This window comes from Castellaniella sp. WN, assembly GCF_054457555.1.
Genome location: NZ_JBTKZC010000001.1, coordinates 249813 through 272771 on the forward strand (window position 1 = coordinate 249813; position 22959 = coordinate 272771).

Below are 22959 nucleotides of genomic sequence, written 5' to 3' on the forward strand. Positions count from 1 at the left end.
TGCTCCTCAGGCGCGGTGGTAGGGGTGGCCCGCCAGGATGGTCCAGGCGCGGTAGAGCTGTTCGGCCAGCAGGATGCGGACCATGGGGTGGGGCAGCGTCAGCGAGGACAGGCGCAGGGTCTGGCGGGCGGTCCGCTTCAGGGCCGGGTCCAGCCCGTCGGGGCCGCCGATGACGAAGGCGATATCGCCGCCGCTGGCCCGCCAGGTTTCGAGATGGCCCGCCAGGTCCTGCGTCGTCAGGTCGCGGCCGTGTTCGTCCAGGATGACGCGCCAGGCTTGCGCGGGCAGGGCGGCCTCGATGCGCTGGGCCTCGGCGTGCATCAGCTGCTGGGCGGTCTTGCCGCTGGTGCGGGGCTCGGGGCGGATTTCATGCAGTTCCAGGGCGCAGTCGCGTGGCATGCGCTTGGCGAAGTCCTGCCAGGCCGTCTGGACCCAGGACGGCATGCGGGTGCCGACGGCGTAGACCAGGAGTTTCATTCGTCCTCGTCGAAGCCGGCCGGTTCGCTGGCCCGGGCGGGACCGGTGGGCAGCAGCCGGACGCGCACCGGCCTGGCACCCCAGAGTTCTTCCAGGTTGTAGTAGGCGCGGATGTCGGGCTGCATGCAATGCACCACGATGTCGCCCAGGTCGACCAGCAGCCATTCGCCAGTGTCCTCGCCTTCGAAGGCGACGATCTCCAGGCCGTGTTTCCTGGCCTGTTCGGCCACGTGGCTGGCGATGGAGCGGGTCTGGCGGTTGGAGGTGCCGCTGGCGATGATGACGCGGTCGAACAGGCCGGTCAGGCCCGTGGTGTTGAAGACTTTGATGTCCTTGGCCTTGGCGTCTTCCAGGGCGTCGATGACGAGTCGTTGCTGTTTTTGCAGATTCATGGGGTTTCGGGGTCCAGGTAGAGCCGATGGGCGCGGATGTAGTCCAGCACGCGCGGGTCCAGCATCGCGTCGACGGGCCGTCCGGCCGCCAGGTTCTGTCGGATCGCGGTGGCGGAAACCGGCTGCGGGGTGAAGGGGATCCGGACCAGCCCGCCGGGCTCCAGGGCATCCGCCAGTTCGGGCGGCGGCGCGATGGAGGAGCCGGGGCGTTCGGCCACCGCCAGCCGGACGTGCGACAGCAGGTCGCGCCAGCGGTGCCAGGTGCAGAAATTGGCCAGCTGGTCGGAGCCCAGGATCCAGGTATAGCGGGCCGTGGCCGGCAGGGCGGCGAGGGTGTCGATGGTGTAGGTGTCGCCTGCGCGCCGCAGTTCGATCGGGTTGACGCGCAGGCTGGAGTCGTCGGCGCAGGCCAGTTCCAGCATGCGCAGCCGGTGCTCCGGCGCGGCGCCCAGGCGGCCACGCTGCCAAGGACGCGCGGCGGGCAGCAGTTCGACGTGTTCCAGGCCCAGGGCGTCCCGGGCGGCCTGCGCCAGCGCGATGTGGACCCGGTGGACCGGGTCGAAGCTGCCGCCCAGCAGTCCGACCCGGGGCATCACAGCCATGCGCGGGGCCGCAGGTAGTCGGCCAGGACCGATTCGGGCGATCCGGGCTCGGGCGTCCAGTCGTAGCGCCATTGGGCGACGGGCGGCATGGACAGCAGGATGGATTCGGTGCGCCCGCCCGATTGCAGGCCGAACAGCGTGCCCCGGTCGTAGACCAGGTTGAATTCCACGTAGCGTCCGCGCCGGTAGGCCTGGAAGGCGCGTTCGCGTTCGCCGTAGGGCGTGTCGCACCGGGCCTGGACGATGGGCGCGTAGGCCGGGATGAAGCAGTCGCCCACGGCCCGGGTCAGGGCGAAGCAGGTGTCGAAGTCCGGTGTGTTCAGGTCGTCGAAGAACAGGCCGCCGACGCCGCGGGTCTCGCCCCGGTGGCGCAGCAGGAAATAGTCGTCGCACCAGGCCTTGTAGCGGGGATACTTGTCGTCCCCGAAGGGAGCGACCGCGTCGTGGCACACCTGGTGGAAGTGGCGCGCGTCGGTATCCACCGGGTAGTAGGGCGTCAGGTCCAGACCGCCGCCGAACCAGAAGACGTCGGCGTCGCCGTCCTTGCCGTGGGCGACGAACAGGCGCACGTTCATATGCGTGGTCGGCACGTGGGGATTGCGCGGGTGCAGCACCATGGATACGCCCATGGCTTCCCAGCCGCGTCCGGCCAGTTCAGGCCGGTGAGCGCTGGCCGAGGAGGGCAGGGTGTCGCCATGCACGTGGCTGAACAGCACGCCGGCCCGCTCGAAGACCGCGCCGTCCTCGCGATACCGGGCCAGGCCGCCGCCGCCCTCCGGGCGCGTCCAGGGATCGCGGCCGAAGGCGGCGCCTTCGAGGTCCTCCAGGGACCGGACGATGCGCTCCTGGAGATCGGAGAAGGTGTCGTGGACAAGAGGGACGGGAACGTGCATGTCGGGCCTGCGCGCGTGGGGGATCAATCGTGCCGCTTGCCGGCGGCCAGGGCGCGCCAGCCGATGTCGCGGCGGAACTGGCGGCCTTCGAACTGGGTCTGGTTGACGGCGTCGTAGGCGGCCTGCTGGGCGCGGCGGATGGAGTCGGCCAGCGCCGTGATGCACAGGACCCGCCCGCCGCTGGTGCGCAGCGTGCCGTCGTCCGCCGTGGTGCCGGCGTGGAAGGTGACGCAGTCGGCGGTGTCCGGCGCCAGCGCCGTGATCGGATCGCCCTTGCGGGGGGCATCCGGGTAGCCGGCCGCGGCCAGCACCACGCCCACGGCGGTGCGGCGGTCCCAGTCGATCTCGGCCCGGTCCAATGTGCCGTCCAGGGCGTGTTCCAGGGTTTCGGAAAAATCGCTCTTCACGCGCAGCATGATGGGCTGGGTTTCCGGGTCGCCCAGGCGGCAGTTGAATTCCAGGACTTTCAGGCTGCGGGCGGCATCGGAGCCGGGGCCGATCATCAGACCGGCATAGAGGAACCCGGTGTAGGGGATGCCGTCGTGCGCCATGCCCTGGATCGCTGGCTGGATGATTTCGCGCATGATGCGGTTGTGCAGCGCCGGGGTGACGATGGGCGCGGGCGAATAGGCGCCCATGCCGCCGGTGTTGGGGCCGGCGTCGCCGTCCAGCAGGCGCTTGTGGTCCTGGCTGGTGGCCAGCGGCAGGACGTGCTGGCCGTCGCACATGACGATGAAGCTGGCTTCCTCGCCGTCGAGGTATTCCTCGATCACCACGCGGGCGCCCGCCGCGCCGAAGGCGCCGTGTTCGCCCAGCATGTGGTCGATGGCAGCCAGGGCCTCGTCCAGGTTCTGGGCGACGACCACGCCCTTGCCGGCGGCCAGGCCGTCGGCCTTGACGACGATGGGGGCGCCCTGGGCGCGGATGTAGGCCCGGGCCTCGTCGGCGTCGGTGAAGGTGCCGTATGCCGCGGTGGGGATGCCGTGGCGCGTCATGAAGGCCTTGGCGTAGTCCTTCGAGCTTTCGAGCTGGGCGGCGGCCCGCGTCGGCCCGAAGATGCGCAACCCGGCGGCACGGAAGGCGTCCACGATCCCGGCGGCCAGCGGAGCCTCGGGACCGACGACGGTGAAGGCGATCTTTTCCCGGCGGGCGAATTCGATCAGGGCGCCGGTATCCCGAAGCGGCAGGTTCTCCAGGGTCGGCGCCCGGTCGGTGCCGCCGTTGCCCGGCGCTACGTAGACCTTGTGCACCCGGGGTGATTGCGCCAGGCGCCAGGCCAGGGCATGTTCGCGACCGCCGGAGCCGATGACGAGCAGTTTCATTCGGCCTCGTCCAGGACGGCGGTGGTGTAGACCTCCTGGACGTCGTCCAGGTCTTCCAGGAGATCGATGATTTTCTGCATCCGCTCGGCGTCCTCGCCGGCGAGCTGGACCTTGGACAGGGCCTTCATGACCACGCCGTGGATCTCGGCCTGCAGGCCGGCGGCGTCGAAGGCCTGTTTCAGGACGGCGTAGCCGCCGGGCTCGCAGGTGACCTCGATCACGCCTTCCTCGTCCGCCTGGACGTCGTCGGCGCCGTTTTCCAGGGCGATTTCCATGACGCGCTCTTCCGAGGTGCCCGGGGCGAAGATGAACTGGCCGCAGTGCTTGAACATGAATACCACGCTGCCGTCCTGGCCCAGGTTGCCGCCGTGCTTGGCCAGCGTGTGGCGCACTTCGGACACGGTGCGCTGGCGGTTGTCGGTCATGCAGTCGATGATCAGGGCCGCGCCGCCGATGCCGTAGCCCTCGTAGCGGATTTCCTCGTAGCTGGCGCCGTCCTCGGTGCCGGCCCCGCGCTGGATGGCGCGCAGGATGTTGTCCTTGGGCATGTTGGCGGAGGTGGCTTTGTCCCAGGCCAGGCGCAGGGCGGGGTTGGCATCGGGATCGGGTCCCCCGGCACGGGCGGCCACGGTGATTTCACGGATGATCTTCGTCCAGAGCTTGCCGCGCTTGGCGTCCTGACGCCCTTTGCGGTGCTGGATGTTTGCCCATTTGCTGTGTCCGGCCATGATTGTGTCGAGTTCAAGAGGGGTGCGTTCAACGAACCCTGGATTTTAACGCCTTGGGCCGAATCAGTCTGCGGCGGCGCGCCGCAGACCCGACCAGACGATCGCTCCGATGATGAGGGTGCCGCCCGCCAGTGCGCGCGCCGAGGGGTATTGCGCGAACAGGATGGCCGCGAACAGGATGGCGTAGACCGGTTCCAGGGCGATCACGATGCCCGCGGTGCGAGCCTTCAGATGCGTCAGGCTGGCAACCAGCAGCGCGTGGGGCAGGGCGGTGCAGAACACGCCCAGCATGAACAGCCAGACCCAGTCCAGGGTCCGCAGCCCGGAGAATTCCGCGAGGCACCAGGGCAGGGTCAGCAGGACGACGACGCCATTTTCCCAGCAGGCCAGCTCGCGGGCGGGCACCAGGCCGACGGCTTTGCGGTTGGCCAGGGTGAACAGAGCGAAGGACAGGCCCGAGGCCACCGCCCAGCCCAGGCCGGCGGTGGCCTGGTCGCCGAAATCGAGGGACGGTGTGACCAGCGCCAGGCCGGCGGTCACCAGGGCGACCACGGCCCATTCCGAGGCCCGGGTGCGTTCCTTGAACAGGAAGCCTTCGAACAGGGTGATGAAGGCGGGGAAGCTGGCGAAGCCCAGGGTGGCGATGGCGATGCCGCCGATCTTCACGGCGGCGAAGAAGGTCGTCCAGTGGACCGCCAGCAGGATGCCGGCCGCCAGCAGCACGGGCGGGGCGCGGCGGCCGTGCCGCACGGGCCGGTGGCCGGTTCGGACCATGAACAGCAGCAGGGTCGCCGTGGCGAAGGCGGCGCGGCCCGCCGTGATCAGGGTGGCGCCGGCCTGGATCAGTTCGCCGAAGATGCCGGTCAGCCCGAACAGGACGGCGGTGACGTGGATGGCCATCGTAGCCTGGCGGGAATTCATGCTAGTCTGGTCCGGTTCCGAACTTATGAGGCCCGGCGGGGCCGGAGGTGTCCATCATGGAAAAAGTGGAAAAGGCCCGGGTGATCCGTGTCCATGAGCATGGCGGGCCTGAACGGATGCGGCTGGAAGAGGCGGATGTCCCGCCTCCCGCGCCGCACGAGGTCCGAATCCGCCAGAAGGCGGTCGGCCTGAATTTCATCGACATCTATTGTCGCACGGGGCTGTATTCGAACCCGCTGCCACACGGCCTGGGATTCGAGGCCGCCGGCGTGGTCGAATCGGCGGGGGCCGAGGTGCGCCATTTGCGCGCGGGCGATCGGGTGGCCTATGGGCAAAGCCCCATCGGCGCCTATGCGGACCTGCGCAACGTGCCGGCCGACCGGGTCGTGCGGATTCCCGACGGCGTCGGCTTCGAGCAGGCCGCCGCGCTGATGCTCAAGGGCCTGACGGTGCAGTACCTGTTCCGCCAGACTTACCGGCTGCAGGGCAACGAGACGATCCTGTTCCATGCCGCGGCGGGTGGCGTCGGCCTGATCGCCTGCCAGTGGGCCAGGGCGCTGGGCGTGCGCCTGATCGGCACCGCGTCCACTCCGGAAAAGGCTGCGCTGGCGCGCCGCCACGGCGCCTGGGAGGTGATCGACTCCAGCCGCGAGGACATCGTCGCCCGGGTCAAGGAACTGACCGAAGGGCATAAGGTTCCGGTGGTTTACGACGGTGTGGGCAAGAGTACATGGGAAATCTCGCTGGACTGCTTGCAGCCGCGCGGCTTGATGGTCAGCTTCGGCAACGCGTCGGGCCCGGTCGAGGGCGTGAACCTGGGCGTGCTGGCGGCCAAGGGTTCGCTGTACGTCACCCGGCCGACGCTCGCCACCCATGTGCCCACCGCTCAGGCCATGCAGGCCGCCGCCGACGAGCTCTTCGACCTGGTGACGGCCGGCAAGCTGGACATCGTCATCGGCCAGCGCTTCGCCCTGGCGGACGCCGCGCGGGCGCACGAGGCGCTGAATGCGCGCGGCACGGTCGGCGCGACGGTGCTGACTCTGGATTGAGGCGGGGTCTTCGGGCCGCCGCTCCAGGCTGAACACGGCGCGGGCCCGCCGGGCCCGCTCACGGGATCGCCGGGTCAGGCTTCCTGGTGGTAGTGCTGCAGGCGCTCGACTTCCTCGCGCGAGCCCAGGATCACGCCGACGCGCTGGTGCAGGGCGTCGGGCTGGATGTCCAGGATGCGGCCGGCACCGTCGATGGCGCGCCCCCCCGCCTGCTCGACGAGGAAACTCATGGGGTTGGCTTCGTACATCAGGCGCAGCTTGCCCTTGCTTCCGGACGCGCGGGCGTCGCGCGGGTACATGAAGATCCCGCCGCGCGTCAGGATGCGGTGCACGTCGGCCACCATGGACGCGATCCAGCGCATGTTGTAGTTCTTGCCCAGGGGGCCGGCCTCGCCCCGCAGGCATTCGTCGATGTAGCGGCGCACGGGTGCTTCCCAGTGCCGCATGTTGGACATGTTGATGGCGAATTCCGCCGTCTGCTCGGGCAGGCAGATATTTTCGTGCGTCAGCAGCCAGGACCCCATTTCGCGGTCCAGCGTGAAGCCCATGACGCCGGCGCCCACGGTCAGCACCAGCATGGTCTGCGGGCCGTAGATGGCGTAGCCGGCGGCGACCTGGCGGGTGCCGGGCTGCAGGAAGTCCTCTTCGGCGATTTCCCGTCCGGCGGCTTCGGCAGGCGCCTGCAGCACGGAGAAGATCGTGCCGATCGACACGTTCACGTCGATGTTCGATGAGCCGTCCAGGGGATCGAACAGCAGCAGGTTCTGGCCCTTGGGATAGTGGTTGGGAATGCGGTGGATGGTCTGCATTTCCTCGGAGGCCATGGCGGCCAGGTTGCCGCCCCATTCATTGGCTTCCAGCAGGATTTCGTTGGACAGCACGTCGAGCTTCTTCTGCACCTCGCCCTGGACGTTTTCCGTGCCCAGGCTGCCGAGCACGCCGCCCAGCGCCCCCTTGCTGACGGCGTGGCTGATCGCCTTGCAGGCGCGCGACACGGTTTCGATCAGCAGGCGGACTTCGGCCGAGACGGCCTTGTGTTCGCGCTGCTGTTCGACCAGGTACTGGGTCAAGGTCTTGTATTTCAAGGTGGTTCCCCAAAGGAAATAGAATCAGTAAATGTCGCCCCGCGCAGCATGGACTGTGCCCGCTTGCGTCCACCTCGCGGCTTGCTCTCACGTCGCGGCCTGCACGCCGCTCCGATTCGCCAGGCATAGGACAGTCCATCAGGACTGCCCTATGCCTGGGCTCATCCAAGCGCTTTTGAGACGACCTCGCGGACGTTGCGCGACAGGTCCGGCGCCTCCAGCACGCGCCGCAGGGCGGCCTGCATGCCGGCCCGGGCGACGGGTTCGTGGCGCGCCCAGTTGTCGAAGGCGCGCGACAGCCGCGCGGCGATTTCCGGGTTCAGGGCGTCGAGCGCCAGCACCTGTTCGGCCCAGAAATCGTAGCCTTCCGGAGTGTGCAGATTGCCGGGGTTGTCCAGGCAGAAGCGGAAGACGACGGCCCGCGCGCGGTTGGGATTGCGCAGCGAGAAATCCGGCAGGGCCATCAGGGCGCGCACGCCGGCCACCGTGCAGCCCGGCGCGCTGGCCTGGGCGCCGAACCAGCGGTCCAGCACCAGCGGGTCGTCGCGCCAGCGCGTGTGGAAGTCGGCCAGCGGCTCGGCGGCGGCTTGCGGGGCGTGCTGCAGCAGGGCGGTCAGCGCGCCCAGGCTTTCGGTCATGTTGCGGGCCTGGCGGTATTGCGCCAGGGCCAGATCGACGGCGTCCGGCGCCTGCCCGGCCAGCAGATTGTCCAGGGCCAGATTGCGCAGGGCGCGGCGGCCGGACGAGACCGGGTCCGGCGAATAGGGGCCACCATCGTCGGCCAGGGCATCGTAGGTGGTGCGCCAGGCATCGGCCAGTTGCGCGCCCAGGGCCTGCCGGGTGCGGGTCCAGGCCGCCACCGCCGCCCGGGGATCCATGGGCTCGCCGCGGTCGATGACTTCGCGCACGGCGGGCAGGGCCAGCAGCCGCGCCCGGTAGGCGGGCGACAGGAGGGGATCCTCTGACCGAGCCATCGCGTCGCATGCATCTGTGGCTCCGGGCCGTCTGCTGCGTTGCTTGTCCACCTCACCGCTTGCAAGCGGTCCGGATTCGTCAGGCACGGAGCAGTCCGCAGGGACAGCTCCGTGTCCAGACTCATCCTCGCGATAGCACCGGCCATCGCTGCGGTTCGCGCCTTGCATCCGGCCCAAATCCGCAGCGCCTGCTTTCCGCCCGACCGGGTCAGAGGATCCCTGGTCGTTCAGCGCGGCGCGCCAGATGTCCAGCAGTGTGTCCAGCGCCGGCCGTGGGCCGCCGTCGCGGTCGGCCCGCATGCAGTCCCGCAGGTGGCGGTGGGCGGTTTCCTGGACGGCGTCCCAGCGGGCGAAGGGGTCCGGGTCGCGGCACGCCAGCAGGGCCAGGTCGTCCGCCGTGCGGTCCGTTTCCAGGATGACGGGCGCGGAGAAGCCGCGCAGCAGGGACAGGACGGGCGCGCGCGGGATGTCCGCCAGGGTCCAGGTCCGGCTGGCTTCGCGCAGTTCCAGGACGACGGTGTCGCGGGGCTCGCCTTCCCACTGGATGGGCAGGGGCTGGCCGTCCGCGTCGATCAGGCCGATGGCGAAGGGGATGTGCAGGGGGAGTTTTTCGGGCGGCGGGGATTGCCGGGCCTCCAGGCCCGCCGGGGCGCAGTGCTGTTCCAGCGTGATGCGGCAGGCGCGGGCGGCGGGATCGTAGTCCGAACGCACCCGCACGCGCGGGGTGCCGGCCTGCTCGTACCAGCGCCGGAAGACGGAAAAATCCTGGCCCGGGTGCCGTTGCGCGTAAATGGATTCCATGGCGTCGACGAAGGCGTCGCAGGTCACCGCCTGGCCGTCGTGGCGGCGGAAGTATTCGTCCATGCCGGCGCGGAACCCGTCTTCGCCCAGCAGGGTGTGCTGCATGCGGATGACTTCCGCGCCTTTCTCGTAGACTGTGGCGGTGTAGAAATTGCCGATTTCCTGGTAGCTGTCGGGCCGGATTGGATGGGCCATGGGACCGGCGTCCTCGGGGAACTGCGCCAGCCGCAGGGTGTGCACGTCGTCGATGCGTTTGACGGCCCGGGCGCTGGCGGCCTCGGCGGGCGGCAGACCCTCGGCCAGCATGTCGGCGGAGAATTCCTGGTCGCGGAAGACCGTCAGGCCTTCTTTCAGAGACAGCTGGAACCAGTCGCGGCAGGTGACGCGGTTGCCGGTCCAATTGTGGAAATATTCGTGGCCGATCACGGCCTCGATGCCGCGGTAGGCGGCGTCCGTGGCGGTGGCGGGGTCGGCCAGGACATAGGCTGCGTTGAAAATGTTCAGACCCTTGTTTTCCATCGCACCCATATTGAAGTCGCGCGCCGCCACCACCATGAAGCGGTCCAGGTCCAGTTCCAGGCCGAAGCGTCGTTCGTCCCAGCGCAGGGCGTTCGCCAGGCAGTCCAGCGCCCAGCGGGTCTGTTCCCGGTAGCCCTTGTCGCTGTAAACCTGCAGCAGCACTTCGCGGCCACTGCGGGTGGTCTCGGTGCGCTCGATGCAGTCGAAATCGCCGGCCACCAGGGCGAACAGGTAGCAGGGCTTGGGATGGGGGTCGCGCCACAGTGCCTGGTGGCGGCCGTCCGGCAGGCCGGCCTGTTCGATCAGGTTGCCGTTGGACAGCAGCAGCGGATAGGCGGCCGGGTCGGCCCGCAGCAGGACCTCGAAGCGCGCCATCACGTCGGGCCTGTCCGGGAACCAGGTGATGCGGCGGAAACCCTGCGCTTCGCATTGAGTGAAGAGCTTGTCGCCCGAGACATACAGGCCCATCAAGGTGGTGTTGTCCGCCGGGCGGCACAGGTTGACGATGCCGATCGTGAAGGGCTTGCCGTGTCCCGGCGGGACCAGGCTGAGGGTATCGTCGGCCAACTGGTATTCATCGGCGGCCAGCGGTCGGCCGTCGAGGCGGACCTCGACCAGTTCCAGGTCTTCGCCTTGCAGCACCAGCGGGGTGCCCGGCGCGGTGTCGGGGGCAGGTTCGAAGCGCAGTTCGGAGCGTACCCGGGTAGACGCCGCCGCCAGATCGAATTCCAGCCGGACCCGGGGCAGCCGGTAGGGGTAGGGGGCGTAGTCTTGGCGGAAAATGGTGGGGGCGGTGTCCGTGCGCATGAGTCTGTTTCCGAAAAGCGTTCCGTGCGTCCCCATTGTAGTCGGCCCGCCGCCTTGTGGCCGGGCTGTATCGGAGTGCAACGGCCGGCTGTTCGCGGAATGCGGCAGCGCCTATGATGACGGATGAGATCGGATATGGAACAGTCCGCGGGGATGGTTTCGCACCTAATGGATTTCTGGAATCGGAATGGGATGTGTGATGAAGGGCATTGGCCAGGGAAGGATGCAAATGGAGCGGGTGTGGATCCGGTGGTTTTCCGGATTATTCCTGGCGCTGATGCTGGGGGGATGCGCATCGGTGTTTTCCGCCCAGGTCACGCGTTATCAGCAATGGCCGGAAAATGTCCAGGGGGCGACCTACTGGATCGAGGCCGACGATTCGCAGCGCAATAATCTGCAATTCCAGACGTATGCCGATACGGTGCGCGCAGCATTGGGGCCGACCGGGCTGGTGGAAGCAAAATCGGCCGGAGAAGCGCGCTTCATGGTGCATATGGAATATGCCAGCCCGCGCGAACGCGAATGGCGCCAGGAATTCGTCGATCCCTACATGTATCCCGGTTTCTACGGGCCGTATGTCGGTTTTCACCATCCCCGCTGGGCCTGGGGAATGGGGCCGGCGATCCAGACCGTCGCGGTGGACGTCTATCGCCTGACTCTATCCGTGAGGATCGACGACCGGACACAGCAGGGACGCGAGGTCTATCGCGCCACGGCGGTGGCGTCCAGCCGCGAGGATCAACTGGGCGCGGCCATGCCGTATCTGGCGCGCGCCCTGTTCGATCGATTCCCCGGCCGCAATGGCCAGGTCGTCGAGGTGCGGTATCCTGTGGAATGAATCCGCTCAGGCGGATTCGGCGGCGATCAGGAAGGTGTCGCGCGGAGTGCCGGCGGCTTCCGCGTCGGTGATCCAGCGCGGGGCCTTGCCGCGGCCCGTCCAGGTGGCCTGGGTTTCGGGGTGGCGGTATTTCGGGGCGATCACGCGCTTGGTCTTGGTCGCGGTGGCTGCCTTGCGCGGCGCGGCGGGTGCACGGCCGGCCGGCTTGCGGTTGAATGCGGCGGCGATTTCCTCGGGGCTGATGTCATATTCGCGCATCGAGCGCACGATCGTGGCGATCTTGGGCTTGCGCTCTTTGGCCTGTAGCGTCTGGATCTTTTTCTGGAGCTTGGCCATTTCTTTTTCGAGGCGGGATTTTTCGGTGTTATAGCTGGTACGGGTCATTCATGGCTCCGTTTGAGGTCAATCGATTGGCTGGATTCAAATGCGATGGTATTGACGGTGGTTTGAATCCCGGGGCCGATTTTAAACTTGTTTTGAGAAACGTGCGCAATATCCGTCATTTCCACATGTGACGATGGCGCGACATTCATTCGATAATCGGGAGCATTCATGAGCGGTCAGGACCATTCGATGCGAGTCGCCGCGGTGCAGATGGTGTCCGGAATGGTGGTGGAAGATAATCTGGAACAGGCGGAGCGGGGAATCGAAAACGCGGTTTCCGGAGGCGCGGCGTTGGTGGCGTTGCCTGAATATTTTTGTTTCATGGGCAGGCGCGACACGGATAAGCTGCCCCTCGCCGAGGTGCCGGATGACGGGCCGATCCAGGCATTTCTCGCGGATCAGGCGCGGCGCCATGGTATCTGGCTGGTGGGTGGCACGCTGCCTTTGCGCAGTCCGGACGCGGATCGCGTCTACAACGCGTGCCTGGTTTACGATCCCCAGGGCCGGGTATGCGCCCGCTATGACAAGATCCACCTGTTCAGTTTTCAGCGCGGCCAGGAATCCTATGACGAATCCCGGGCCATCCGTCCGGGCGATGAATCGCCTCAGGTATTCGATATGCCGTTCGGACGCACGGCGCTGGGCATTTGCTACGACCTGCGTTTTCCCGAGTTCTTCCGCGCCCAGGGCGACGTGCGGCTGATGGTGCTGCCGGCCGCTTTTACGTGGACCACGGGTTCGGTACACTGGGAAGTCCTGTTGCGCGCGCGGGCCATCGAGAACCAGTGCTACGTGCTGGCCAGCGCCCAGGGCGGCACGCATGGCAACGGCCGGCGCACCTGGGGCCATTCGATGCTGATCGATCCCTGGGGCGAGATCCTGGATTGCCTGCCCGAAGGTCCCGGCATCGCCGCCGGAACGCTGGACGCGGACCGCCTGGCGGAGGTGCGGGAATCCTTGCCCGCGCTGCGCCATCGGGTCCTGTGATGAAGCGCGCTGCTTCGCGGGCGCGGTGTGAAGATTGATTGATGAATGGTGTCAGATGAAACTTGTTGAACCGGGCCTGGATGCCCTGAATGTCGCCCGGACGCTGCTGCTGGAACCGTGGGGCCTGGATGAATCCCATTTGGCGCGCGCGCTGTCCGATATTCACGGGCACCGCGTCGATTATGCCGACCTGTATTTCCAATACAGCTGTTCCGAAGGCTGGAGCCTGGAAGAAGGCATCGTCAAGACCGGCAGTTTCTCCATCGACCAAGGGGTGGGGGTGCGGGCCGTCAGCGGCGAGAAAACCGCCTTTGCCTATTCCGACAGCTTGTCGCCCGAAGCCCTGATGTCCTCCGCCCGCGCGGTGCGCACCATCGCGCGCCAGGGCGCGGGCCGGCGCCGCGTCGATGGCGGGATCGAATCGCCGCATCACCTGTACGCGGCGGTAAATCCCGTGGATTCGCTGTCCGCTCCGGACAAGGTGGCCCTGCTGGGGCGGGTCGAACGCATGGCCCGCGCCGCCGATCCGGAAATCATCCAGGTCATGGCCGGTCTGGCGGCCGAGTACGACGTCATCCTGGTGGCCGGCAGCGACGGCCGGCTGGTGGCCGACGTGCGCCCCCTGGTGCGCCTGTCCTTGACCGTCATCGCGGAGCGCAAGGGGCGGCGGGAAATGGGCCATGGCGGCGGAGGCGGGCGCACGGGCCTTGCTTATTTCACCGACGAGGTTCTGCGCGGCTATGTGGAGCGCGCGGTGCACGAGGCGCGCGTCAATCTCGAGGCCCGGCCTGCGCCCGCGGGCCAGATGACGGTGGTGCTGGGCTCCGGCTGGCCCGGCATCCTGCTGCACGAGGCGGTCGGCCATGGTCTGGAGGGCGACTTCAACCGCAAGGGTTCCAGTGTATTCTCCGGTCGCATCGGCGAACGCGTGGCCTCGCGCGGCGTCACGGTTGTGGACGACGGTACGCTGGCCGGCCGGCGCGGCTCGCTGAACGTGGATGACGAAGGCCAGCCCACCCAGCGCAACGTCCTGATCGAGGACGGCATCCTGCGCGGCTACATGCAGGATTCCATGAATGCACGCTTGATGAAGCAGGCCCCCACCGGCAACGGGCGGCGCGAATCCTACGCACACCTGCCCATGCCGCGCATGACCAACACCTACATGCTGGCCGGGCGCGACGATCCCGGGGACATCATCGCCTCGGTGGACCGCGGCCTGTACGCCGTCAATTTCGGCGGCGGCCAGGTGGACATCACCAGCGGCAAGTTCGTATTCTCGGCCTCCGAGGCCTACCTGATCGAGAACGGACGTGTCACCCATCCCGTCAAGGGCGCCACGCTGATCGGCAGCGGCCCCGAGGCCATGGGCCGTATCGGCATGATCGGCGATGACCTGGCATTGGATTCAGGGGTGGGCACTTGCGGCAAGGAAGGCCAGAGCGTGCCCGTCGGGGTCGGCATGCCGACCCTGCGCATCGACGGCCTGACCGTCGGCGGCACGGCTTAGAGACTTTTTCGCCGCCGGGATGAGCCCGGACGCGGGCCAGTCCCTGAGGACTGGCGTGCGCCTGGCGAATCCGAGCCGCTTGCAAGCGGCGAGGTGGGCGCGAGTCGCGGCGTGGGGGCCTTCAGTCAGCGCGGCCGAATACCTGGCGCAGGTAGGCCAGGAACGTCTCGTCGGTGCAATGGACCTTGCCGGGACTGTCGGGCAGCTTGGCGGTCGGCATGCCGTTGCACTGGAACAGCTTCATGACGATGTTCAGCGGCTTGGGGCCCAGGTCGTTGGTCAGGTTGGTGCCGATGCCGAAGGCCGGCTGCACCCGGTCGGCGAAGTGGCGGTACAGGGCCAGTGCTCGCGGCAGATCCAGGCCGTCTGAAAATACGAAACGCTTGCCGGCCGGATCGATGCGCAGCGATCGGTAATGGGCGATCGCTCGTTCGCCCCAGGCGACCGGATCGCCGGAGTCGTGGCGCAGCCCGTCGAAGAGCTTGGCGAAATACAGGTCGAAATCCGCCAGGAAGGCGTTCATGCCCACCACGTCGGTCAGGGCGATGCCCAGGTCGCCTCGGTATTCCTGGACCCAGTCTTCCAGCGCGGCGCGCTGGAAGTCGCGTAGCCGCACCTTGCCGAAGGCCTGGTAGGATTGCAAGTATTCGTGCGCCATGGTGCCCACCGGCGTCAGGTCGTATTTCCGGGCCAGGCATACGTTCGAGGTTCCGGTCACGTACTGTGGCACGTCCTGGCGCAGCCGTTGCAGGACTTCTTCCTGCCAGGCGCGGGAAAACCGCCGGCGTAGACCGAAATCCGAGATCTGCAGGGGAAAGCGCCGCGCCGGCTCGTTGTCGAATTCCCGCAGCAGGGCGATCTTGTTCCGCAGCCGGCGGCGGCCTTCAGCCAGCACTTCCGTGGTCTGGTGGCGGCGGAAATACAGTTCGTTGACGATGGCCAGGACGAAGACCTCGAAGGCCATGACGTGGACCTGCGGTCCGCGCGCCACGATCTCCAGCGTCTCGCCCCGGACCAAGACCTGGATGAAGTGGCGCTGGAAATGGAACAGCGACAGGAAATCGACGAAATCGGACTTGATGTAGCGCAGCCCGCGCAGGTAGTCGAGTTCTTCCGGGCGAAAGCGCAGCGCGCACAACTGGTCGAGCTGCCGCTCGATGGCCGGAGCCAGTTCCGACAGGGGATGTTCGGGGCGTTCGCGGCAGATGAATCGGTATTCGGCCTGCGCGGCCGGGTGGCGGTGCAGCATGGCCTGCCACATCGTGAACTTGTACAGATCGGTGTCCAGCAGGGATTCGATCACGGGGACGAAGGATTCGGTCGGCATGTGGCTATCGTTGCGGTTCGCGCCTTGTTCGGCAAGTCCATGCGTCCGGATCCGAGCATATGAGAACCAGCCTGGCGGGATACCGGAGGTCCGGGGGTGGGTGATGCGGCCCATGTTAGCGGATTTCAAACGCCGGGCTGGAGTATAAGGAAGAAAGCTCATCATCCAACAGGAGGCAATGTCATGGCAGTCGAACCTCTCGCGTCCGCTTCGGCCTACGGCTATCCTTTGCTGATCAAGCAGATTTTTCTGTCGTCCCGGGCGACGGCCAGCGATCGCGAGATTGTCTACCAGGGCCGCCGTTTCGGGTATCCGGACTTTTTTGATCGCGTGGCGCGGCTGGCGCAGGCGCTGGCCGAGCTGGGAGTCCGGCCCGGCGACACCGTGGCCGTCATGGACTGGGACAGCCATCGCTACCTGGAGGCCTTCTTCGCCGTGCCCATGATGGGCGCCGTGCTGCAGACGGTGAATGTGCGCCTGTCGCCGGACCAGATCGCCTATACCCTGAACGACGCCGAGGCCGGCGTCCTTCTGATCCATGATGATTTCGTGCCTGTCCTGACCACGATCCGCGATCGTCTGCTGACCGTGCGGCGGATCGTATCGCTGACCGACGCGGCCGGCGGCGGGCGAGCCGGGGCTCATGGCGAATACGAGGCCCTGCTGTCCCGCGCGCGGCCGGCGTTCGATTTTCCCGACCTGGACGAGGATGCCAGGGCGACCACTTTCTATACGACCGGCACGACCGGCGAGCCCAAGGGCGTGTACTTCAGCCATCGCCAACTGGTCCTGCACACCCTGGCGGCTTCCGCCGCGCTGGGCAGCCCGGTGGCGCAGGGCCGCCTGCATCGCGGCGACGTCTACATGCCGATGACCCCCATGTTCCATGTGCATGCCTGGGGGCTGCCCTATTTGGCGACCTTGCTGGGCCTGCGGCAGATCTATCCGGGACGCTATGCGCCGGATGTCCTGCTGCGGTTGATCCGCGAGGAGGGCGTGACTTTCTCGCATTGCGTGCCCACCATCCTGCATATGCTGTTGAATCACCCCGACGCCGCCGGGACGGATCTGTCGGCCTGCAAGGTCATCATCGGCGGGTCGGCTCTGCCGCAGGGCCTGGCCCGGGCCGCGCTGGATCGGGGGATCGATGTATTCACCGGCTATGGCATGTCCGAGACCTGCCCGATCCTGACGCTGGCGCAGCTCCGGGACGAGGATGCGGATCCCGACGTGCGCTTGCGCGACCGCACGCGTACCGGCTACGCGCTGCCGCTGGTGCAGTTGCGCGTGGTGGATGACGACCTGCGGGACGTGCCGAGCGATGGCGCCAGCGCGGGCGAGATCGTGGTGCGCGCGCCCTGGCTGACCCAGGGGTACCTGGGCAAGCCGGAAGCGTCCGACGTTTTGTGGCGAGGCGGCTGGCTGCATACGGGCGACATCGGGATGCTGGACGCGCGCGGCATGCTGACCGTCACGGATCGTCTCAAGGACGTCATCAAGACGGGAGGGGAATGGGTTTCGTCGCTGGCGCTGGAGGACGTGATTTCCCGCCATCCGGCCGTGACGGAGGTCGCCGTGGTGGCGATGCCGGACGCCCGGTGGGGTGAACGTCCGCTGCCTCTGGTCGTGCTCAAGCCGGGCCAGTCCGCCGACGAGTCGGCCATCCGTGCCCATGTCCAGGCGGCGGTCGATGCCGGAGTCCTGTCGCGCTTTGCCGTGCCGGATCGGGTCCGGTTCGTGGACAGCCTGCCGCGCACCAGTGTGGGCAAGCTGAACAAGCGCGCCATGCGCGAGGCGATGTAACCCTGGCCGGGACAGGTCGGAAAAAACGAAACGCCAGCCCACCGGGCTGGCGTTTCCATCGATTCGGCTGGTGCCGGCTAGAGGAGTCGAACCCCCGACCTTCTCATTACGAATGAGCTGCTCTACCAACTGAGCTAAGCCGGCGCTGGCGGATGCGCAAATGTACGCTCTTCACCAAAGCCAGCCATTGTACATGAATTTCCTGGGGTCTGGAGCGCCGGTGTGGGACGCGGCAGCCAGACTAGGCGCGGGCATCACGATCGCGCCATGCTGGAGCCAGGTGCCGTCATAATGCGAATGTCGAGTGTCTATCCGGTCGAGGTCGGGATGAGCTGGATTCAAGGATTGATGGTGGCGGCGGCCGTGCTGCCGTACGGGGCGGCGCTGGCGGCCAAGGCCGGAGGCCGCGGGTTCGACAATGACGATCCGCGCCCCTGGCTGGCCGCCCAGCAGGGCTGGCGGGCGCGCGCCAATGCGGCGCAGGCCAATCTGTTCGAGAGCTTGCCGTTCTTCTATGCCGCTGTGTTGTATGCCTTGCACGCCGGGGCGCAACCGGACCGGCTGGCGGGCCTGATGGGTGTCTGGGTGGCCCTGCGGGTGCTGTACGTACTGGCCTACATCCTGGGCCGCGGTACGGCGCGCTCGATCATCTGGGGCGCCGCCCTGGTGGCGAACCTGGCGATCCTGTGGGCTTGACGGTCCGCGCCGGGGCTCGCCGGGCGGTGCGGGGACGACATGCCGCCGACCGGACGTGCGGATCTTTGATCAGGCGTCCTGCCCCGGGTCGTCTTCGGACCGCCGGATCTCCCGTCGAAGCCCTTGCTGGTGCTGGGCGACCGCGTCGGGGAACAGGTCCCAGCAGGCCATGCACAGCGCGGCGAACAGCGGGCCGATGACGAAGCCGTTCAGGCCGAACACCGACAGGCCCCCCAGGGTGGAGATCAGCACGACGTAGTCGGGCAGCTTGGTGTCCTTGCCCACCAGGATGGGGCGCAGCAGGTTGTCCAGCAGTCCGATGACCAGCACGCCGAACAGAATCAAAACGATGCCTTGCCAAAGGGCGCCGGTGACCAGGAAGTAGATGGCGACCGGCACCCAGATCAGCGAGGCGCCCACGGCCGGCAGCAGGGACAGGAAGGCCATCATCACGCCCCAGAACAGGGATCCCTGGATGCCCAGGAAGGCGAACATCAGGCCGCCCAGCAGGCCCTGCGTGGCGGCGATGACGATGTTGCCCTTGACCGTGGCGCGCACCACCGTGGCGAATTTCTGGAACAGGCCGTGGCGGTGCGAGTCCTCGAGCGGGATCAGGCGCTTCAGTTTGGGCACCATGTCGGCCCCGTCGCGCAGCAGGAAGAACAGCAGGTACAGCATGATGCCCAGGCCGACCACGAACTGGAAGGTGTTCTGGCCGACATTGACGGCCTGCTTGGCCAGGAACTGGCTGGCCTGCAGGGCACCGGCGGAGAGTTTTTCGCGGATGCTGAGCAGATCGCCCAGGCCGAAGGAATCCAGCCAGCCGTGCATGGAGGACGGCAGGGCGCCGACGATCTGCTCGTAGTAGCCGCCCAGGTTCAACTGGCCGGAATTGATGCGGGTGTACAGCCCCGCGACCTCGTTGGCGAGGGAGGCGGTGATGAACAGCATCGGCAGGATCACGATCAGGGTGATGCACAGCAACGTCAGGAAAGCCGCCAGGCTGGGGCTTCGCCCGCCCAGGATGCGCAGCAGGCGCCGGTGCAGGGGGCTGAAGATCACCGCCAGCACGCCGCCCCAGAAGATTGCCGCGTAGAAGGGCAGCAGGATGCTGATGAAGGCGATCGAGACGGCGGTCAGCAGCAGCAGGAAGCTGCGGAAGTGCAGGGTGGGCATGGTCGAGTGGTGTTGTCGTAAGCGTCAGTGGCGCCGGGCGTTGCGGATACGGTAGGCGATCGTGCCGATGATCAGCGCCGCCAACGGCGTGCCTGCCAGCAGGGCCGTGCGGGGCGGCAGGTCGAATCCCAGCGTGAGCACGCCCTGGTACAGCAGCTTGAACAGGCTGAACAGATAATAGCTGATGGCGATGATGGACAGGCCTTCCACCGCCTTCTGGATCTTGATCTGGGTTTCGGCGCGGGTGCTCAGGTTTTTCAGGATCTGGCCGTTCTGCTCTTCCATCTCGACCTGGACGCGGGCCTGCAGCAGGCTGCTCAGGTGGGATACGGCGCTGCCGATGCGGCTCAGGCGCTGGTCGGTGGATGCGCAGTAGCGCACCGTGGGCCGGAAGCGCTGGGCGATGAAGGTGCCCAGTTGCTGGCAGTCGCCGGTGCGGCTTTCGTGCAGTTCCGCAATGCGTTCGAAGACCAGTTGGGCGTAGGCCTCGGTGGCGCTGAAGCGCAGCCGCGTGCGGGCGCTGGTCTGGGAGATCCGCGCCGACAGGCGGGTGATGCGTTCCAGCAGGGCCTTGATGTCCTGGGACTCGGCGCGGGCGTTGGCGTCGGACAGGGTGGCCAGCTCCTGTTCGTATTGGCGCAGTTCGGCGCCCAGGGCGCGGGCGACGGGCAGGGTCAGGGACGCCATCAGACGGTAGGTCTCGACTTCCAGCAGACGGCGTATCATGCGGCCCAGCCGCCGGCCATCGAACCGCCGGTTGAGCACCAGCATGCGGTTCAGCCCATTGCCGTTCAGGCGCAGATCGCTCCAGATGGTCGCCTTGCCGTCGTCCAGGCTGGAGCCGACCGGATCTTTGAAGCCGTATTCGTCGACCGTTCCGCGCCAGGTGGACTCGGATTCCACGCAGACTTGGTCGGCGTTGATCAGCAGGGCGCTGTGGGCCTCGGCGACTTCGGCCAGCACGGGCGGCAAGGCCGCCCAGGGCGTGGACTGGGCGCCGGGCATCACCAGAGTCAGGGTCAGGAATTCGGTGTGCCGTTCCCATTTCAGCCGCGCGCCGCCTACCGGGAATTCACCCTGGGGCAGGTTGGGGTCGGTCAGCGCGACGTGGCGGTCGCACAGCGAGCGGACGATGGTCTCCGCCGCTTCATGTTCGTCCAGGAATGCCAAGTGAAAGACCTGGGCTGGCGCGTCGAAATACATCGAGGGGCGGGCGTGCAGCTCATTGTGCAGGGCGTGGCGGTGCGGATGCATGCGGCGGCTCGGGATGGGGAACGGAAAAGGGACCCAGTGTATCGGAAGTCCCGGCGGGGACGTGTGAAAAAGAAAGACGCCGGCAGGCGTGAGCCTGCGGCGTCGGGGAGGGGCCGGGCGCGATGGGTGGCGCGCCCGGTCGTGTGCTGCTGGTCAGGCCGGGGTTTTCGGGGCCTTGGCGTGGTGCGCCTTCGTGCTCTGGTGGCCTTTCGTCGCCTTGGCATGGTGAGAGGCCATTTTCTTGCCGGCATGCTGCGGGGCGGATTGCGCGGCGGGCTGGCCGGCGGGCGCATCGGCGGCATAGGCGGATGCCGTGGTGAGGCCCAGGGCGGCGGCCGAGCAGGCGACCAGGAAAGCAATGCGGGAACGTGTCGTCATGACATCAACTCCTGAGAACGCCCGGACACCCCTGTGTCCGAGCCGGTGGCGGACCACCTGATGCTCAGAGCGGCGGGCGGGGATGGAAGTTCGTCCGGTCCGCTCCGCCGTTTGTAATCCCGTATTTCATCGGCTGTGGGACGGGCGGGACGCAGGATCAGGCGCGATGCGGGTTCCGGCCATGCGGTCCGGCCGGGCCGGATGCAGATGATTACGAGGCTGACGGCGAGTTGAACGACAGTCGGGTCTGGGCCGTTGCGCCACGGCTTTGCGTCAGGACGCGGGCGGCGCGGTCTCCGGCACCCGCGGCCCGGGGTACACGACCGCGCCGTCGTTTCGGACTTCGGCGCCTGGCGTCAGGCTGGCCGGTTCGAGGCGGCCAGCGCCCATGATGTGAAGCACGGGAATGCCCCGGGCGATCAGGTGATCGGCCACGATGCGCCGGTGGCAGCGCCACCAGACCGATTCCGAGCACATCATGGCGGTGGACTGCGACCGGCCCCGCGCGATCAGCGCCTCCAGCCCTTGGCGAAACTCGTCGCCCAGGGCATAGTCCGCGTAGTGATGAAAGCTGTCGTTTTCCCAGTAGCCGTTGGTGCCGGGCGGCACGGTCTTCGATCTGCCGCGCAGGCCGCCCAGGTCGGCCATGTGCTCGTAGGCGATGCCGTGGGCCGCCAGCACCCCGGGCAAGGTGTCCCGGTTGAATTGCGGGTTGGACCGGGAGCGCGGCACGGTACGGATGTCGGCCAGGCTCTCGATGCCAGCCTGGATCAGCAGGGCGATGAAACCGTCCAGGCTGTGGTTCGAGTGGCCGATGGTGTAGAGAGGACTCGTCATGGATCGACGATAATCCTTGCCATGGGTGGGGGACAAGCCGGGCGGCATGCCCGGCGGTCCTCCCGAACCGGCGGCGCCCGGAGAGCCGCGAACAGGCAGAATGGATGCGTGATGGACAGGATGCGACTGGACAAATGGCTGTGGGCCGCCCGCTTCTTCAAGACCCGCGGCCTGGCGACTCACGAAATCGACGCCGGGCGGGTGCTGGTCGGCGGCCAGTCGGTCAAGCCGGCGCGCGAGATCGCCGTGAACGACTTGGTTGAAGTGCGCCGCCCCGGCAACCCGCCGGTACGGGTCCGGGTGCGCGCGCTCAGTCTGGTGCGCGGCCCGGCGTCCCGGGCCGCATTGCTTTACGAGGAAACCCCCGACAGCGTGGCGGCGCGGGAACATGCCGCCGAGATGCGCCGCCTGGCGCCCGAACCGGCCAGGGATTTCGATGAGGGCCGTCCCACCAAGCGCGACCGGCGGCAGATGGACTGGTGGCGGGGGCGCAGCTAGACATAATGGTCGCTCGTTAAGCGGAAGCGGCCCGTCTCCTGTATCGTGGATTGCGCGCTCTCACGAGGGTGCCGAGCCACATGCGGCGTGGCGGACCAGCCGCAAACCGTATGGAGACGAGCCATGGACAACGATATCAGATTCTATGTCGGCCTGGACGTGCATAAGGACAGTACGGCGGTTGCTGTGTGCGAGCCAGGGCGTGAGGCGAGCCGCTTCGTGGGTTCCGTCGGGCCTGATCTGCAGCAGGTGCTCAAGGTGCTGCATCGGTATGGCAACGCGGCGCAGGTAAGCGTGGTCTACGAAGCGGGCCCGACGGGCTACGGACTGCAGCGGGCGCTCGCAGCGCGTGGCTACCGATGCGAGATCATCGCGCCATCGCTCATTCCCCGGCGGGCGGGTGAACGCGTCAAGACCGACCGGCGCGATTGTGCCCGTTTGGCCGAACTGTCTCGCGCCGGTGAACTCAAAGCCATCTGGGTACCCGATGCGGCTCATGAAGCAATCCGCAACCTGTGGCGGGCTCGAGAAGATGCGGTCGATGCCCGTGTGAAGGCGCGCCAGCAACTGAAGGCGTTCCTGCTGCGTGCCGGGCGTCTGTACGAGGGCAAGACGGCCTGGACAAAGATGCACGAACGCTGGATTGCGGACCAACGATTTGATGAACCCGCCGACCAGATTGCGCTGACTGCGGTGATTGT

The 22959-nt window shown here is 67.4% G+C and carries 23 protein-coding genes, 1 tRNA gene and 1 pseudogene; 8 read left to right on the plus strand and 17 right to left on the minus strand.

The window, feature by feature from the left end; translation table 11 throughout:
• Nucleotides 1-6: 6 nt before the first annotated feature.
• The 7 genes from rlmH to ACTPOE_RS01120 all read right to left on the minus strand — a co-directional run bounded on the left by rlmH (nucleotide 7) and on the right by ACTPOE_RS01120 (nucleotide 5335).
• The gene (gene rlmH / locus ACTPOE_RS01090) at nucleotides 7-477 is read right to left on the minus strand and encodes a 23S rRNA (pseudouridine(1915)-N(3))-methyltransferase RlmH (RefSeq protein ID WP_458870355.1); all 471 of its coding nucleotides are present in this window, start codon (nucleotides 475-477) and stop codon (nucleotides 7-9) included.
• Nucleotides 474-869, minus strand: coding sequence for a ribosome silencing factor (rsfS, locus tag ACTPOE_RS01095; RefSeq protein ID WP_458870356.1), 396 nt, complete (start codon nucleotides 867-869; stop codon nucleotides 474-476). The genes rlmH and rsfS overlap by 4 nt, the downstream gene beginning before the upstream one ends.
• On the minus strand, nucleotides 866-1462 hold the full coding sequence (nadD, locus tag ACTPOE_RS01100; RefSeq protein WP_458872719.1) for a nicotinate (nicotinamide) nucleotide adenylyltransferase: 597 nt from the start codon (nucleotides 1460-1462) through the stop codon (nucleotides 866-868). Before nadD ends, rsfS begins: the two co-directional genes overlap by 4 nt.
• Nucleotides 1462-2364, minus strand: a complete 903-nt coding sequence (hemF, locus tag ACTPOE_RS01105) for an oxygen-dependent coproporphyrinogen oxidase (RefSeq protein WP_458870357.1) — start codon at nucleotides 2362-2364, stop codon at nucleotides 1462-1464. Before hemF ends, nadD begins: the two co-directional genes overlap by 1 nt.
• Before the next feature lie 23 nt (nucleotides 2365-2387).
• The gene (purD, locus tag ACTPOE_RS01110) at nucleotides 2388-3686 is read right to left on the minus strand and encodes a phosphoribosylamine--glycine ligase (protein WP_458870358.1); all 1299 of its coding nucleotides are present in this window, start codon (nucleotides 3684-3686) and stop codon (nucleotides 2388-2390) included.
• Entirely contained in the window at nucleotides 3683-4414 is a 732-nt protein-coding gene (locus ACTPOE_RS01115; protein WP_458870359.1) for a YebC/PmpR family DNA-binding transcriptional regulator, read from the minus strand. The genes purD and ACTPOE_RS01115 overlap by 4 nt, the downstream gene beginning before the upstream one ends.
• Before the next feature lie 63 nt (nucleotides 4415-4477).
• Nucleotides 4478-5335 (minus strand): DMT family transporter, encoded by an 858-nt coding sequence (locus tag ACTPOE_RS01120; protein WP_458870360.1) that lies wholly within the window; start codon nucleotides 5333-5335, stop codon nucleotides 4478-4480.
• A gap of 56 nt (nucleotides 5336-5391) precedes the next feature.
• Here ACTPOE_RS01120 and ACTPOE_RS01125 point away from each other — a divergent pair, with 56 nt between their 5' ends.
• A complete protein-coding gene (locus tag ACTPOE_RS01125; protein WP_458870361.1) occupies nucleotides 5392-6384 on the plus strand; it encodes a quinone oxidoreductase family protein in 993 nt (330 codons plus the stop codon).
• 74 nt (nucleotides 6385-6458) lie between these two features.
• Here ACTPOE_RS01125 and ACTPOE_RS01130 read toward each other — a convergent pair whose 3' ends face one another.
• Nucleotides 6459-7469 carry a class 1 fructose-bisphosphatase gene (locus ACTPOE_RS01130; RefSeq protein ID WP_458870362.1) on the minus strand — a complete coding sequence of 337 codons (1011 nt, stop codon included), beginning with the start codon at nucleotides 7467-7469 and terminating at the stop codon, nucleotides 6459-6461.
• Between the two features lie 161 nt (nucleotides 7470-7630).
• On the minus strand, nucleotides 7631-10570 hold the full coding sequence (pepN, locus tag ACTPOE_RS01135; protein ID WP_458870363.1) for an aminopeptidase N: 2940 nt from the start codon (nucleotides 10568-10570) through the stop codon (nucleotides 7631-7633).
• A 229-nt stretch (nucleotides 10571-10799) separates the two neighbouring features.
• Here pepN and ACTPOE_RS01140 point away from each other — a divergent pair, with 229 nt between their 5' ends.
• Nucleotides 10800-11408, plus strand: a complete 609-nt coding sequence (locus ACTPOE_RS01140) for a DUF4136 domain-containing protein (RefSeq protein WP_458870364.1) — start codon at nucleotides 10800-10802, stop codon at nucleotides 11406-11408.
• Nucleotides 11409-11414: 6 nt separating this feature from the next.
• On the opposite strand, the gene ACTPOE_RS01145 is transcribed toward ACTPOE_RS01140, so the two are convergent.
• Complete coding sequence (locus ACTPOE_RS01145; protein ID WP_458870365.1) at nucleotides 11415-11792, minus strand: H-NS histone family protein; 378 nt, start codon at nucleotides 11790-11792, stop codon at nucleotides 11415-11417.
• Nucleotides 11789-11962, minus strand: a complete 174-nt coding sequence (locus tag ACTPOE_RS01150) for a hypothetical protein (protein ID WP_458870366.1) — start codon at nucleotides 11960-11962, stop codon at nucleotides 11789-11791. The genes ACTPOE_RS01145 and ACTPOE_RS01150 overlap by 4 nt, the downstream gene beginning before the upstream one ends.
• On the opposite strand from ACTPOE_RS01150, the gene ACTPOE_RS01155 reads away from it, so the two are divergent.
• Nucleotides 11961-12779: a carbon-nitrogen hydrolase family protein gene (locus ACTPOE_RS01155; protein WP_458870367.1), complete on the plus strand. Its 819-nt coding sequence runs from the start codon at nucleotides 11961-11963 to the stop codon at nucleotides 12777-12779. The genes ACTPOE_RS01150 and ACTPOE_RS01155 overlap by 2 nt on opposite strands.
• Nucleotides 12780-12834: 55 nt before the next feature.
• Nucleotides 12835-14289, plus strand: coding sequence for a metalloprotease TldD (gene tldD, locus ACTPOE_RS01160; protein WP_458870368.1), 1455 nt, complete (start codon nucleotides 12835-12837; stop codon nucleotides 14287-14289).
• A 121-nt stretch (nucleotides 14290-14410) separates the two neighbouring features.
• On the opposite strand, the gene pncB is transcribed toward tldD, so the two are convergent.
• On the minus strand, nucleotides 14411-15616 hold the full coding sequence (gene pncB / locus ACTPOE_RS01165) for a nicotinate phosphoribosyltransferase (RefSeq protein ID WP_458870369.1): 1206 nt from the start codon (nucleotides 15614-15616) through the stop codon (nucleotides 14411-14413).
• Nucleotides 15617-15799: 183 nt separating this feature from the next.
• On the opposite strand from pncB, the gene ACTPOE_RS01170 reads away from it, so the two are divergent.
• Complete coding sequence (locus tag ACTPOE_RS01170) at nucleotides 15800-17419, plus strand: fatty acid--CoA ligase (RefSeq protein ID WP_458870370.1); 1620 nt, start codon at nucleotides 15800-15802, stop codon at nucleotides 17417-17419.
• A gap of 68 nt (nucleotides 17420-17487) precedes the next feature.
• On the opposite strand, the gene ACTPOE_RS01175 is transcribed toward ACTPOE_RS01170, so the two are convergent.
• Nucleotides 17488-17563 (minus strand) — tRNA-Thr (locus ACTPOE_RS01175).
• A 183-nt stretch (nucleotides 17564-17746) separates the two neighbouring features.
• Here ACTPOE_RS01175 and ACTPOE_RS01180 point away from each other — a divergent pair.
• Entirely contained in the window at nucleotides 17747-18115 is a 369-nt protein-coding gene (locus tag ACTPOE_RS01180) for an MAPEG family protein (RefSeq protein ID WP_458872720.1), read from the plus strand.
• Between the two features lie 69 nt (nucleotides 18116-18184).
• Here the strand turns inward: ACTPOE_RS01180 and ACTPOE_RS01185 are convergent, their stop codons facing one another.
• From ACTPOE_RS01185 to ACTPOE_RS01200, 4 genes are all read right to left on the minus strand, one after another.
• Entirely contained in the window at nucleotides 18185-19291 is a 1107-nt protein-coding gene (locus ACTPOE_RS01185; protein ID WP_458870371.1) for an AI-2E family transporter, read from the minus strand.
• A 24-nt stretch (nucleotides 19292-19315) separates the two neighbouring features.
• A complete protein-coding gene (locus ACTPOE_RS01190) occupies nucleotides 19316-20545 on the minus strand; it encodes a DUF3422 domain-containing protein (protein ID WP_458870372.1) in 1230 nt (409 codons plus the stop codon).
• Nucleotides 20546-20698: 153 nt separating this feature from the next.
• Nucleotides 20699-20923: a hypothetical protein gene (locus tag ACTPOE_RS01195; protein WP_458870373.1), complete on the minus strand. Its 225-nt coding sequence runs from the start codon at nucleotides 20921-20923 to the stop codon at nucleotides 20699-20701.
• A 273-nt stretch (nucleotides 20924-21196) separates the two neighbouring features.
• Entirely contained in the window at nucleotides 21197-21760 is a 564-nt protein-coding gene (locus ACTPOE_RS01200) for a DUF488 domain-containing protein (protein WP_458870374.1), read from the minus strand.
• Nucleotides 21761-21871: 111 nt separating this feature from the next.
• On the opposite strand from ACTPOE_RS01200, the gene ACTPOE_RS01205 reads away from it, so the two are divergent.
• Nucleotides 21872-22258 carry an RNA-binding S4 domain-containing protein gene (locus ACTPOE_RS01205; RefSeq protein WP_458870375.1) on the plus strand — a complete coding sequence of 129 codons (387 nt, stop codon included), beginning with the start codon at nucleotides 21872-21874 and terminating at the stop codon, nucleotides 22256-22258.
• A 123-nt stretch (nucleotides 22259-22381) separates the two neighbouring features.
• Nucleotides 22382-22948: pseudogene (locus ACTPOE_RS01210) on the plus strand (IS110 family transposase); the annotation flags it as partial.
• Nucleotides 22949-22959: the final 11 nt, after the last annotated feature.